Below are 12525 nucleotides of genomic sequence, written 5' to 3' on the forward strand. Positions count from 1 at the left end.
CAATGAACATTATCCTTCTTGGCCCTCCGGGTGCTGGCAAAGGAACCCAGGCAAAGCGTCTTGAAACGGGACGCGGCATGATTCAGCTTTCGACCGGTGACATGCTGCGTGCAGCGGTTGCGGCCGGAACCGAGCTGGGGCAGAAGGCAAAGGAAGTCATGGATGCGGGCAAGCTCGTCTCCGACGATCTGATGATCGGTCTGATTTCTGAACGACTTGAACAGGATGATACCAAAAACGGTTTCATTCTGGATGGTTTTCCACGCACCACGGCCCAGGCGGAAGCTTTGGACGAGATGCTGGAAACCAAGGGTCTGGCACTTGATTATGTGATTGAGTTGCGGGTTGACGATGCGGCCCTTGTGGCACGTATCGTTGGTCGTTACACCTGCGCGAAATGCGGGCAGGGCTATCATGACGAGTTCCAGAAACCCAAGCAGGACGGTGTTTGCGACGTATGTGGCAGCACCGAATTCAAACGCCGTGCGGATGACAATGCCGACACGGTCACCTCGCGACTGGAAGCTTATCACAAGCAGACAGCACCGATCATTCCCTACTATGAGAATGCCGGTAAGCTGAAAACAGTTGACGGGATGGCCGAAATCGACGAAGTTACGCGCGAGATAGAAGCCATCCTGGGGTAATTTCCCGGGCAGGGCGTTTTTTTGCTGGCGGGTTGGCAGTATGCTGGCCCGCTTTTGCAGCGCCCCGTCCTACCGGATCTGCCGCAGGGTTTGTTAACAGGAAACAGGAGTCTCACACAGTGGCTCGTATTGCTGGCGTAAATATCCCGACCGCGAAGCGTGTCGTGATTGCGCTTACCTACATCACCGGCATTGGCCCGGCGAAAGCTAAAGAAATTTGCGCAAAGGTTGGCATCGAAGCAGCAACCCGCGTTCATCAGCTCTCTGATGACCAGGTTCTCAAGGTGCGTGAAGTCATCGACGCTGATTACACCGTCGAAGGCGACCTTCGTCGTGAAACCGCAATGAACATTAAACGTCTGATGGATCTGGGCTGCTATCGCGGTCTGCGTCATCGTCGCGGTCTCCCGGTACGCGGTCAGCGTACCCACACCAACGCCCGCACCCGCAAGGGCCCGGCTAAGCCGATCGCTGGCAAGAAGAAGTAAGGTAGGGGACAGACAATGGCAAAAGCTCCTCAGACTCGCGTACGTCGCCGCGAGCGGAAGAACATTACGAACGGTATCGCGCACGTAAATGCGACCTTCAACAACACCATGATTACCATCACCGACGTTCAGGGAAACACCATTTCCTGGTCGACCGCTGGTGGTATGGGTTTCCGCGGTTCGCGTAAATCGACCCCGTATGCTGCACAGGTTGCTGCCGAAGACGCTGCCAAAAAGGCTGCTGAACACGGTATGAAAACCCTTGAAGTTCAGGTTAAAGGCCCGGGTTCGGGACGTGAATCTGCTCTTCGTGCGCTTCAGGCGGTTGGTTTTACCATTACGTCGATCAAAGACGTAACGCCGATCCCGCACAACGGTTGCCGTCCGCGTAAACGTCGTCGCGTCTAATCGCGCCGATCTGCGGACGACCCCGCGTTTGGGCCCGGGCGACCGGGCCTCTTCGCGTTTCTCGCGGGGGCCAATTTTGTGCCCCCCTTACCATAGGCTCCAGTTGCGAAGGTGGGTCTCGTGATTCAAAAGAACTGGCAGGAACTGATTAAGCCGACCAAGCTTGATGTTACTCCGGGTACGGATGCCAGCCGCATCGGTACGATCGTGGCGGAACCGCTGGAGCGCGGTTTTGGTCAGACTCTGGGTAACGCGCTGCGTCGCATTCTGCTGTCGTCGCTCCAGGGTTCGGCGGTTACTGCGATCCAGATTGACGGTGTATTGCACGAATTTTCGTCGATCCCGGGCGTGCGTGAAGATGTCACCGACATCATCCTGAATATCAAGACCATGGGTGTGCGCATGCATGCCGAAGGTCCGAAGAAAATGGCGCTTAAAGCGACTGGTCCGGGTGCTGTCACCGCGGGTCAGATCGAAACCGGTGCCGATATCGAAATCCTTAACCCGGATCTCGAGCTGTGCCATCTTGATGATGGTGCGACGCTGAACATCGAATTTACCGTTGATAACGGTAAAGGCTATGTTGCTGCGACCTCGCATCGTTCGTCGGATGCGCCGATCGGTCTTATTCCGATCGATGCAATCTTCAGCCCGATCCGTAAAGTGGCCTACAAGGTGGAAAACACCCGTGTTGGTCAGGATACCGATTATGACAAGCTGTCGCTGACCGTTGAAACCAACGGCTCGGTCACCCCGGAAGATGCAATGGCGCTTGCCGCTCGTATCCTTCAGGACCAGCTGTCGCTGTTCGTCAACTTCGACGAGCCGGAAGCGGTTGTCGAAGAGAAGAAAGAAGACGAACTGCCGTTCAACCGCAATCTGCTGCGCAAGGTCGACGAGCTTGAGCTCTCGGTCCGTTCAGCAAACTGCCTCAAGAACGACAACATCATCTATATCGGTGATCTGGTTCAGAAAACCGAAGCAGAAATGCTTCGCACGCCGAACTTTGGTCGTAAATCGCTGAACGAAATCAAGGATGTCCTGGCGCAGATGGGCCTGCATCTTGGTATGGAAGTCGGCGGTTGGCCGCCGGAAAACATCGAAGAACTGGCACGCAAGTTCGAAGACCCGTTCTAAGAACGGGGCTTCGGCCTTCGGGTCGGTGCTTCTTTTGACTGCCGGGGCAGGCGTTCTGCCCCAACCAGAAACCCGGTATTCGGAATTTCTGGCGGGCTGGTGCCCAAAACCGCACGTGCATGACCTGATTTAGTCAGGGTGGCGGCGCGGTATCACAATCGGTTTCGTGCGCGAAGCCAAGGCAATAAGGAGAGTTCCTATGCGTCACGGTATGCAAGGCCGTAAGCTTAATCGTACTTCGTCCCATCGTAAGGCGATGTTCTCTAACATGGCGGTTTCGCTGCTCACCCACGAGCAGATCAAAACCACTCTTCCGAAGGCCAAGGATCTTCGCCCGTATGTCGAAAAACTGATTACGCTGGGCAAGCGGGGCGACCTGCATGCACGCCGTCAGGCCATTTCGATCCTGCGTGACGAGAAAGTCGTTGCCAAGCTGTTCGGCGAAATCGCTGATCGCTACAAAGAGCGTTCGGGTGGTTACACCCGCGTTCTCAAGGCTGGCTTCCGTTATGGCGATGCTGCTCCGGTTGCTGTGATCGAACTCGTTGATCGCAACCCGGAAGCCAAAGGCGCGGAAGACCGTGCTCGCCTTGAAGCAGAGGGCGAAGGCGAAGAAGCGTCTGCTGAATAAGCAACGTTTCGGCCTTTAAGATAGAAACGGGCGGTGCCAATGGTACCGCCCGTTTTCTTTTGCTGTTATCGCAACAGCGAAATATTTCAAAATTCATCATATTTCCGCCAAGGTTGCGCGCAAATCCTGATCACCCTACTTTCTGTCGGGTATCTGGAGTTCTGACTCTAACCAGACTGTTTTCCGCGCTGACCCGCTTTACGAAGAAAAGAGAGAATTCGACGTGCAGGCACAATTGATTGCGACTGTCATGACCGGGATCATGATTGTATCGGGGGCCATGTTTGGCCAGATTGAGGGGGCATCGGCACAGGATCGGCACCTGCCCGAAAGCCAGACCGAGATAAAGATGTCGCTGTCGCCACTGGTAAAGCAAACCGCACCGGCCGTGGTCAACATCTATACCGAAAAAGTCGTTACCACCCAGCAACGCAGCCCGTTCTTCAACGATCCGTTCTTTCGGCAATTTTTCGGAGAGCGGTTTGGCGGGGCATTCGGCGCACCGCGCCAGCGGGTTGAACGGTCGCTTGGTTCCGGGGTGATTGTATCATCGGACGGTACGATCGTGACCAACCATCATGTCATAGAAGGGGCCAGCGAAATTCGTGTCGTCCTGCATGACAATCGTGAATTTGATGCCGAACTGGTCGGTTCGGACGAACGCACCGATCTTGCGGTTCTGCGTTTGCTTGATGTGAAGGACGAATTGCCGGCCATCACGCTTGGCGATTCTGACGCGGTCGAGGTCGGCGATCTTGTGCTTGCCATCGGCAACCCGTTCGGGGTCGGGCAGACCGTGACCAGCGGCATCGTTTCCGCATTGGCGCGCGCGGGTGTCACCGGGCAGGATTACCAATCCTTTATCCAGACCGATGCGGCAATCAATCCGGGGAATTCCGGCGGCGCGCTTGTCGATATCGATGGCAATCTGATCGGGGTGAATTCGGCAATCTTTACCAAATCGGGCGGATCGAACGGCATCGGCTTTGCCGTGCCGGTCAATATGGTCAAGGTGGTGATGCGCGGCCTGATCAGCGGCGATCTGCGCCGCCCGTGGCTGGGGGCGGCGGGGCAGTCGGTAACCGCCGATCTGGCATCGTCGCTTGATCTGGATCGTCCACACGGTGTTCTGATCAATGAAGTCCGGGATGGCAGCCCGGCCAATCGCGGCGGGCTTCTGCCCGGTGACGTGGTGGTTGCGGTGAATGGTCTGCCGGTCGATAACCCGAACGAGCTTAAATTCCGCATCGCGACGCTGGAACTTGATCACGATGCCAAGCTTTCGGTGCTGCGCAAGGGGCAGGAAGTTGTTCTCAACATGCCGCTTGAAGTTGCCCCGGAACGGCCTGCACGTGAAGAAAGTGAAATCGAAGGTCGCAATCCGTTCAGCGGATCGAAAATCGCCAATGTGAACCCGGCCCTTGCCGATGAAATTGGCATCGATACGCTGAGTAATGGCGTCATCGTCCTTGCCGTGCAGCGTGACAGCCTTGCGCGCCGGGCCCGCATCCAGCCCGGCGATTATATCGTCGAGGTCAATGGCGTGCCGATTGATACGGTCGCCCGTCTGAAGGATGTTGTGAAAGCCGGTGAACGCGGGCGAGACTGGTCGATTGCGGTCAAGCGCGATGGCAAGGTTCTGACGGCTGAATTCCAGCTTTGACCCTTGTCAGCCGATAGACAGACAGGGCCGGGGATCATTCCCCGGTCTTGTCGTTTTTGTCCTTGCCAATCGCGATGGCCGACAGGTCGTTTTTGATATCTATGGGCCTGTTGGCGGCTTTGCGTTCGGAATAACGATCCGTCATCTGGTCGATATGCGGGCGCAGAAGGATGGTGAAACGCACCAGTTCTTCCATCACATCGACGATGCGGTCGTAATAGGATGACGGTTTCATGCGACCGGCATCGTCAAATTCCTGATAGGCCTTGGCAACGCTTGACTGGTTGGGGATGGTGAACATCCGCATCCAGCGACCAAGCATGCGCAGGCTGTTGACCGAATTGAACGATTGCGACCCGCCTGAAACCTGCATCACGGCAAGGGTTCTGCCCTGTGTCGGGCGAATGCCGCCAATCGAAAGGGGCAGATGATCGATCTGGCTTTTCATGATGCCGCTGATCTGGCCGTGCCGTTCCGGGCTGCACCAGACCTGGCCTTCGGACCAGATGGATAAATCGCGCAATTCGCGCACCGCCGGGTGGTCGTCATTTTCGACCTGATCGGGCAGCGGCAGGTCGTGCGGATCAAATATCCGTGCTTCGGCGCCAAACAGGGTCAGAAGGCGTGCGCATTCCTCGACCACCAGCCGGGAATAGGATCGTTCGCGCAGCGACCCGTACAGCAACAGGATGCGTGGCGGATGGCCCAGCGGGTTGGCAAGGCCGTCGGCAGGGTTGGAATAGAGATAGGCCGGGTCAAGAGCCGGCAGATGGTCGATATCGTCGATTTTACGCAGTCTTGTCATCGGTTTGGTCATTCTTGGTCTTATCGGTTTTAAGAAACATCATCGCCAGACAACTAAGTAAACCCAGCCCGACGGTCATAAATAGGGCATCGATGCCGTATCCGTCGATCAGCAATCCGAACAGGAACGGGGCCGCGGCCTGTGCAAAGCGCGACGGTGCCATCAGAAATCCCTGGCGCAGGCCATAGCCAACCGGTCCGAACAGGGCAAGCGGCAAAGTCCCCTTGGCGATGGTCAGGATACCATTGCCCGCCCCATGCAGGCTTGTGAATATCATGCCGACGGGACCGGCAAAAACCAGCAGAAGCGTCGCGCCAAGCGGATGGGCGAATCCGGCCATCCGGGCCGAAATCAGTGGATGCATGCGTTGCAGCACACCGAATTCCAGCAATCGTCCCGCCACCTGTGCCGGGCCGACCAGCGAGGCGGCAATAATAGCATCCGCCGTATCCATCCCCGAAATTTGCAACAATCGCGGTAAATGGGCGGCCATCGCGGTTGCGATAAACCAGCTTGCGGCGAAAATAAATGCCAGCAGGATCATCGGTACGGTGAAATATCCCGGCTTTGCTGCGGGGGCTGCTTTAAGTTTAACATTGTCGGTGTTGTCGGCAGGGGGCTTGGCTGGTGCGGCATGCTGGCCGTTTCCGGCCGGGATGATCAGGCGGTTTAAGGGCAGCCCGACAAGCAAATGCATCGCAACCCAGAAAAAGCAGGCGGTACGCCAGCCATATTCGATTTCAAGCCCGGCCGATATCGGCCAGCAGATCGTGCTGGCAAATCCGGCAATCAATGTGATGCCGGTAATCGGCCCGCGTGCACCACGCCCAAAGATCCCGGCAAGGGTTGCAAAGGCCGCCTCGTAAAGCCCCATCGCCATGCCCGCCCCGATGACAAGCCACGCCATGCACATGGCGATCATGCCGTTCGACAGGCCAAGCAAACCAAGGCCAAGCGCGAAAACAAGGCTTGAAACCGTCAGGATATTGCGCCCGCCAAACCGGTCGATCCGCGCACCTGCCATCGGGCCCAGAAGGGCCGCAACCACAAGTGCCAGCGAAAAGGCACCAAACGCCCACCCGGTCGGAATGCCGAATTCCTCTGCCATTGGGGCGGAAAGAATGGCGGGCAGATAAAGTGTCGATCCGAACCCCAGCGTCTGCGCACTGCCAAGCGCGATAATGATCGGCAATTTTTTGGGGGTTGCGGTCATGGTTTGATACCTCGATCATCGAGGTATGTTGATCTGAAAAAAGGACTACTCACAGCATGCCTTTCCCTGTTGCGGGGAAACCGATGTGGTTGCAGGTGCGGTGCCGGTCTGGACCGCATCCCGGCTGGCAAGGATATGCCGGGTCACATCCATCCATGCCTCGGTCGCGACCCGGAATGCGTCGCGCCCCTTGTCGGTCAGCTCGTAAACCTTGCGCTGGCGGCCCTGAACGACTTCGGGGTGGGATGTCAGATATCCGCCGGCTTCAAATTCGTTCAAAACCGGATAGACGGTTCCTTCGGAGGGAGAGCAGCAGCCATTGGTGGTTTTTTCGACGGCCTGAACGACCTCGTAACCGTGCATCGGTTTGCGATGCAAAACGCACAGCACGAAAAACTTCGACAAGGACATTTTGATTGTGCCCTGCCAATAGGAACGGTCAGTATAATCGGCAATCTGTTTCACGTCGGTATTTCCGGCTGGTTTGACGGCGTGAACGTTATACCTCGATGGTCGAGGTGTCAATATTCTTGCCTTATCGCTATAAACCGGTCGATGTTCGTGATAAGTTCCGCGCAAAACCGGTTGCAAGATAACAATAGGAACATCTGCCCGATATGGCGTCACTGTTTGAAAGTCAGGCATCCCGGCCCTTGGCCGACAGGCTGCGTCCGGCCAAGCTGGATGAAGTTGTCGGGCAGGGGCATCTGTTCGGGGATGAGGGACCGATCACGCGGATGATCAACACCGGGCGTGTCCCATCGGTCATTCTGTGGGGGCCGCCGGGCTGCGGCAAAACGACGCTGGCGCGTCTAATGGCCGATGTTGCCGATATGGCGTTTGAACCGTTATCGGCGATTTTTTCCGGGGTTGCGGACCTGCGCAAGGTGTTTGATCGGGCTAAGGGGCGGCGGGCAACCGGGGCGTCAACCCTGTTGTTCATTGATGAAATCCACCGTTTCAACAAGGCACAGCAGGACAGCTTCCTGCCGTTTGTCGAGGACGGCACCATCACCCTGATCGGGGCGACGACCGAAAACCCGTCGTTCGAGCTGAACGCGGCATTGCTGTCGCGTTGTCAGGTGCTGGTGCTTAAACGCCTTGACGATCAGGGGCTTGAAGAGCTTCTGGTGCGTGCGGAAAAGGAAATGGGGTTCGAGCTGCCCCTGTCGCCCGAAGCACGGGTGACGTTGCGCGCCATGGCCGATGGGGATGGCCGTTATTTGCTCAACCTTGCCGAAGAACTGTTTTTGCTGCCGCCCAGTGATGATGGGCCGCTTGGCGTTGCCGAATTGTCGCGTACCGTGCAAAAGCGCATGCCGCTTTATGACAAGGGCGATGACAGTCATTACAACCTGATCAGTGCGCTGCATAAATCGGTGCGCGGGTCTGACCCGGACGCGGCGCTTTACTGGTTTAACCGGATGCTGGCCGGGGGCGAGGACCCGAAATTTGTTGCGCGGCGGATCACCCGCATGGCGGTCGAGGATATCGGCCTTGCCGATCCGCAGGCGCAGCAGATTTGTATTGGTGCATGGGAAGCCTATGAGCGCCTTGGCAGCCCCGAGGGTGAACTGGCGCTGGCGCAGGCAGTGATCTATCTGGCACTGGCCCCCAAATCCAACGCCGGTTATGCGGCCTATAAACGATCATTGAAGGTCGCGCGCGATACCGGGTCGCTGCTGCCGCCGGCCCATATCCTCAATGCGCCGACCAAGCTGATGAAGGATATCGGTTATGGCAGCGGCTATGCCTATGACCATGATCATGAAGACGGTTTTTCCGGACAGAATTATTTCCCCGATGGTATGCGCCGCCAGAATTTTTACGAACCGGTCGAACGCGGTTTTGAACGCGATTTGAAAAAGCGGGTCGATTATTTCGACAAATTGCGCCGGGAACGTCAAAAGCAGCGCGGGGAAGACTAACCGGCAGGTGTGTTGTTCTCTTTTGGTCAACAATCTGGTGAAAATACACCGGATAATCATCGTCATGGAAACTGTTAAAGTCGGGGCAACAGAAACAATCCCGGACTTGGAGATTTCTCATGACTTCGATCCTGCATATCAATGCCTCGGTTAACGGCGAAAATTCCAATTCGCGTCAGATCGCATCAAAGCTGATCGAACGTATTGTTGCCGCAACTTCGGCTGCCAATGTTGTTGAACGTGACCTGAACGACAAATCGATCCCGGCCCTGACCGGCGAGATTGTCGGCGCGTTCTATACCCCGGCTGAAAACCGTACCGGCGCACAGAAAGACGTGATCGCCGTTTCCGACAAACTGGTTGCCGAACTTCAGGCATCCGACGTCGTTGTCATCGGTGCGCCGATGTATAATTTCTCGGTCCCGTCGACTCTTAAGGCATGGGTTGACCTGATCGCGCGTGTCGGTGTGACCTTCAACTATACCGAAAACGGCCCGAAAGGCCTGCTTGAAGGCAAGAAAGCCTATCTCGTTGTTGCCACCGGCGGCGTTCCGGTCAACAGCCCGGTCGATTTTGCGACCCCGTATCTGAAACAGGTTCTTGGTTTCGTCGGTATTTCCGATATTGACGTTATCGATGCATCCGGTTTCGCCGTAAACGCCGAGGAAGCCATGGAACGTGCGATTGCCAATGTGGCCGCCGCACCGCTTCCGAAGGCGGCATAACGCCACCAGCCCCTGAAGCCTGCCGGAAATCGATAGGCGCGAACCGTTCCCCCCCGCGTTGTGGCCCGTTGGTTTCCTGATTATGCCCGAACGAGACGGTCGTTCGGGCATTTTTACATTTGTTGGCTTGACGAATTACATGAATTAACCGGTATTTAGGGAGTTCTGCGTTACAGCAGGCCCATGCAACGAAAACGGGGAATTTTTGTGAAACGGGTCGGAATTGTATTGGCATGGCTTCTGTTTGTCGGAGGGCTGACATTTGCAGTGGTCCGTTTCAGCGGATTGCTTGACAATATGCTGTGGGAAGGCGAACCGGCCGATGTTGTTTTTGGCCCGGATATGGCGTTGCCCGAAACCCCGACCTATTTCCTAATCTGCCCGCTTGAGGCATGTCCGTCGACACATCGCAATGCGCAAAGCCCCGCATTTGATGCCGCCCCCGATACCGTCGCAACCGCCTTGCAGGCAACAGCGGGCGAGTTGGACATGAAGCTGGTTGAAGGTGATGGCTTGTCGCTTGAATTGCGGTTCCTTGCCCGTACACCGGTATTCCGTTTTCCCGACTGGGTCGATGTCAAAGTCATCCCGAACGCACAGGGCGGCAGCCGCATCTTTGCCTATTCCCGGTCGGTCTATGGCAATGACGATCTGGGCCAGAATGAAAAACGTCTGAAATCCTGGATGGCGGCAACGGTTGCCCTGATCGGTCAACAGGCTGCGCCGCAGAACTGAGTGCCTCTTGGGTTTGAGGGGGCGGCGGCCTGGCGTATCGTTATGCGACCCGCCTATGATGTTTTCACACGTGACTTTTCAAAGCCGAAAGACTAGGTTCCGCGCCATGCAATTTTCACCGTTGTTTATCGCATCCATCGCATTGGGCGGGGCTATCGGGGCGGTTGCCCGGCATGGCGTTTCGGTCTTTATGGGCGCAACGCTTGGTCACGGTTTTCCCTGGGGGACATTGACGGTCAATATCGTCGGGTCTTTTGTCATGGGACTTCTGATAGAGCTGTCGGCGCTTAAACTGTCGCTGAGCCCGGAAATGCGGGCCTTTCTTCTGACCGGCTTTTTGGGGGCGTTTACAACGTTTTCGACTTTTTCGCTCGATGTCGCGACCTTGTATGAACGCGGTAACCTTGGCCTTTCGGCCCTGTATATCGCGATTTCGGTCTGCGTTGGCATCGCAGCATTGTTCGGCGCGATCGCGCTGGTAAGGGGAGTTCTGCAATGAGTGGCGTCACTCTGCGCAAGGTCAAGAATGACGAAGCCGAAATGCGACTTGATCGCTGGTTCAAGCGGAACTGCCCGGAATTCACCTTCGGGCAGGTTCAGAAGTTCCTGCGTGGCGGGCAGATCCGTGTCGATGGCAAACGTGCCAAGGCCGGTCAGCGCCTTGAACCGGGTCAGGAAATCCGCGTTCCGCCCGCGCCCGTGATGTCGGGTGGTGGACTGGGGCCATGGGCGGAGGGCAATTACGATGCGGCCCATGCGGCCCAGCATGCCAAATCCGGCCCGGCCAAATCGGATGCGACCGAGGAAGAACTTCAGGCGCTGCGCGATTCCGTCATTTTCTATGACGAAGTGGTTCTGGCGATCAACAAGCCGGCCGGTCTGGCAGTGCAGGGCGGGACCAATACCGACCTTCATGTTGACGGGATGCTTGATGCGCTGAAACTTGATAGCAAGGAACGCCCGAAACTGGTGCATCGTCTGGACAAGGACACCAGTGGTGTCTTGTTGCTGGCACGTTCGGCATCGGCGGCAAATGCCCTGACCAAGGCATTCAAGGATAAAACCACGCGTAAATTATACTGGGCGATTGTCACCGGTGCGCCGGAAGAGCGCGAGGGCCTGATTGATGCGCCGCTTGCCAAACATGGTGGCAAGGGCGGTGAAAAGATGGTCATCGACGAAAAAGAAGGCAAATCGGCCCAGACGATCTATCGTCAGTTGGCGCGCGCCGGACGTCGGGCGGCGTGGCTTGCGCTGTCACCGCTGACCGGGCGTACCCACCAGTTGCGCGCCCATTCACAGGCGATGGGGTGCCCGATCCTTGGTGATGGTAAATATGGCGGTGCCAAAGCGTTTCTTGACGGTTTGTCAAACCAGATGCATCTGCATGCACGTGCGATTGATTTTCCCCATCCGGTGACCGGCCATCGCGTCGTGATCGAGGCCCCGGTGCCAGCGCATTTCAGCGCAACCATCAAGGCGCTGAACTTTGACCCGAAGACGCCGACCAAATTCCTGACCCCGGAAATCCATCGGGAAAAGGAAGTCAAACCAAAGCCGAAAGCAAAGCCGTCCAGAACGCGCAAAAGATAATCGGTTCGGCGCCGTTCCCGAAATGCGAAAAGCCGACGCGGTACGTCGGCTTTTTCGTCCCTGTCAACGGCGTTAATGACAAATGGTCCTGATTAAGGGCGCGCGACCATTTTGCCGAAACGGTTGATGAACGCGTCGTGAACCCGGCGTAAATGCTGGGCATGTACCGTGTTTCCCGTGCGTTCGCAGATTTCGGCCTGGCTTTTGATCATGACCGCAATCCGTTTACGGCCACGTGGTGTGTGCACCATGCTTTCGCCTTCCTCAAGGGCGGTAAGAAGGGGGATGTGTTCACACTCGGCAATCGCGAGAATTTCTTCTTCGCGCAGATCGCTGAAATCGATGCAGTCCCGAAGCGTGAGCATATTTGCCTCCGCAGTTCGCGTGCCAACATCGATATCGTATCCCGACCCAAGGGTGTTCGAAAGTGCGATGAAATTTACCATTGGTTTCCATTGCTTGCCGCACAGCAAAAAATGCGTCTGCATTGCATCGGCTAGAGACTCGATCTTTGTCGTGGTTTGGAATAATCTCCGGCCCGATATAAACAGA

The 12525-nt window shown here is 56.6% G+C and carries 15 protein-coding genes; 11 read left to right on the forward strand and 4 right to left on the reverse strand.

Going from position 1 to position 12525, the window contains the following annotated elements; translation table 11 throughout:
* Positions 1-2: 2 nt before the first annotated feature.
* The 6 genes from LG297_RS06230 (at position 3) to LG297_RS06255 (ending at position 4974) form a co-directional block, all read left to right on the forward strand.
* Positions 3-647, forward strand: a complete 645-nt coding sequence (locus tag LG297_RS06230) for an adenylate kinase (RefSeq protein WP_404426061.1) — start codon at positions 3-5, stop codon at positions 645-647.
* A 119-nt stretch (positions 648-766) separates the two neighbouring features.
* Complete coding sequence (rpsM, locus tag LG297_RS06235) at positions 767-1135, forward strand: 30S ribosomal protein S13 (protein ID WP_007091485.1); 369 nt, start codon at positions 767-769, stop codon at positions 1133-1135.
* A 15-nt stretch (positions 1136-1150) separates the two neighbouring features.
* A complete protein-coding gene (gene rpsK / locus LG297_RS06240; RefSeq protein ID WP_404426062.1) occupies positions 1151-1543 on the forward strand; it encodes a 30S ribosomal protein S11 in 393 nt (130 codons plus the stop codon).
* A gap of 120 nt (positions 1544-1663) precedes the next feature.
* Positions 1664-2680, forward strand: coding sequence for a DNA-directed RNA polymerase subunit alpha (locus LG297_RS06245; protein WP_007091483.1), 1017 nt, complete (start codon positions 1664-1666; stop codon positions 2678-2680).
* Positions 2681-2879: 199 nt separating this feature from the next.
* A complete protein-coding gene (rplQ, locus tag LG297_RS06250) occupies positions 2880-3311 on the forward strand; it encodes a 50S ribosomal protein L17 (protein ID WP_007091482.1) in 432 nt (143 codons plus the stop codon).
* Positions 3312-3534: 223 nt separating this feature from the next.
* Positions 3535-4974, forward strand: a complete 1440-nt coding sequence (locus tag LG297_RS06255; protein WP_404426063.1) for a DegQ family serine endoprotease — start codon at positions 3535-3537, stop codon at positions 4972-4974.
* 34 nt (positions 4975-5008) lie between these two features.
* Here LG297_RS06255 and arsH read toward each other — a convergent pair whose 3' ends face one another.
* From arsH to LG297_RS06270, 3 genes are read right to left on the reverse strand one after another with little or no spacing between them, the layout of a single operon-like run.
* Positions 5009-5791 carry an arsenical resistance protein ArsH gene (gene arsH / locus LG297_RS06260; RefSeq protein WP_404426064.1) on the reverse strand — a complete coding sequence of 261 codons (783 nt, stop codon included), beginning with the start codon at positions 5789-5791 and terminating at the stop codon, positions 5009-5011.
* The gene (locus LG297_RS06265; protein WP_404426065.1) at positions 5763-6992 is read right to left on the reverse strand and encodes an MFS transporter; all 1230 of its coding nucleotides are present in this window, start codon (positions 6990-6992) and stop codon (positions 5763-5765) included. Before LG297_RS06265 ends, arsH begins: the two co-directional genes overlap by 29 nt.
* A 45-nt stretch (positions 6993-7037) precedes the next feature.
* On the reverse strand, positions 7038-7457 hold the full coding sequence (locus LG297_RS06270; protein ID WP_404426066.1) for a PadR family transcriptional regulator: 420 nt from the start codon (positions 7455-7457) through the stop codon (positions 7038-7040).
* A 152-nt stretch (positions 7458-7609) separates the two neighbouring features.
* On the opposite strand from LG297_RS06270, the gene LG297_RS06275 reads away from it, so the two are divergent.
* The 5 genes from LG297_RS06275 to LG297_RS06295 all read left to right on the forward strand — a co-directional run bounded on the left by LG297_RS06275 (position 7610) and on the right by LG297_RS06295 (position 11973).
* Positions 7610-8920: a replication-associated recombination protein A gene (locus LG297_RS06275; RefSeq protein WP_404426067.1), complete on the forward strand. Its 1311-nt coding sequence runs from the start codon at positions 7610-7612 to the stop codon at positions 8918-8920.
* A 119-nt stretch (positions 8921-9039) separates the two neighbouring features.
* On the forward strand, positions 9040-9645 hold the full coding sequence (locus LG297_RS06280) for an FMN-dependent NADH-azoreductase (RefSeq protein WP_404426068.1): 606 nt from the start codon (positions 9040-9042) through the stop codon (positions 9643-9645).
* Between the two features lie 207 nt (positions 9646-9852).
* Complete coding sequence (locus tag LG297_RS06285; protein WP_404426069.1) at positions 9853-10380, forward strand: DUF1499 domain-containing protein; 528 nt, start codon at positions 9853-9855, stop codon at positions 10378-10380.
* A gap of 106 nt (positions 10381-10486) precedes the next feature.
* On the forward strand, positions 10487-10879 hold the full coding sequence (gene crcB, locus LG297_RS06290) for a fluoride efflux transporter CrcB (protein WP_404426070.1): 393 nt from the start codon (positions 10487-10489) through the stop codon (positions 10877-10879).
* Positions 10876-11973 (forward strand): RluA family pseudouridine synthase, encoded by a 1098-nt coding sequence (locus LG297_RS06295; protein ID WP_404426071.1) that lies wholly within the window; start codon positions 10876-10878, stop codon positions 11971-11973. The genes crcB and LG297_RS06295 overlap by 4 nt, the downstream gene beginning before the upstream one ends.
* Positions 11974-12065: 92 nt before the next feature.
* On the opposite strand, the gene LG297_RS06300 is transcribed toward LG297_RS06295, so the two are convergent.
* Positions 12066-12419, reverse strand: coding sequence for a hypothetical protein (locus LG297_RS06300; protein WP_404426072.1), 354 nt, complete (start codon positions 12417-12419; stop codon positions 12066-12068).
* Positions 12420-12525: the final 106 nt, after the last annotated feature.

The organism is Thalassospira australica (assembly GCF_044790785.1).
Taxonomy (GTDB): Bacteria; Pseudomonadota; Alphaproteobacteria; order Rhodospirillales; family Thalassospiraceae; genus Thalassospira; species Thalassospira australica_A.

What these genes read in the sequence shown, in the direction of transcription:
- LG297_RS06230 (WP_404426061.1), top strand. Translation starts at nt 3, where the DNA reads ATGAACATTATCCTTCTTGGCCCTCCGGGTGCTGGCAAAGGAACCCAG.
- rpsK (WP_404426062.1), top strand. Translation starts at nt 1,151, where the DNA reads ATGGCAAAAGCTCCTCAGACTCGCGTACGTCGCCGCGAGCGGAAGAAC.
- rplQ (WP_007091482.1), top strand. Translation starts at nt 2,880, where the DNA reads ATGCGTCACGGTATGCAAGGCCGTAAGCTTAATCGTACTTCGTCCCAT.
- arsH (WP_404426064.1), bottom strand. Translation starts at nt 5,791, where the DNA reads ATGACCAAACCGATGACAAGACTGCGTAAAATCGACGATATCGACCAT.
- LG297_RS06265 (WP_404426065.1), bottom strand. Translation starts at nt 6,992, where the DNA reads ATGACCGCAACCCCCAAAAAATTGCCGATCATTATCGCGCTTGGCAGT.
- LG297_RS06275 (WP_404426067.1), top strand. Translation starts at nt 7,610, where the DNA reads ATGGCGTCACTGTTTGAAAGTCAGGCATCCCGGCCCTTGGCCGACAGG.
- LG297_RS06280 (WP_404426068.1), top strand. Translation starts at nt 9,040, where the DNA reads ATGACTTCGATCCTGCATATCAATGCCTCGGTTAACGGCGAAAATTCC.
- crcB (WP_404426070.1), top strand. Translation starts at nt 10,487, where the DNA reads ATGCAATTTTCACCGTTGTTTATCGCATCCATCGCATTGGGCGGGGCT.
- LG297_RS06295 (WP_404426071.1), top strand. Translation starts at nt 10,876, where the DNA reads ATGAGTGGCGTCACTCTGCGCAAGGTCAAGAATGACGAAGCCGAAATG.
- LG297_RS06300 (WP_404426072.1), bottom strand. Translation starts at nt 12,419, where the DNA reads ATGGTAAATTTCATCGCACTTTCGAACACCCTTGGGTCGGGATACGAT.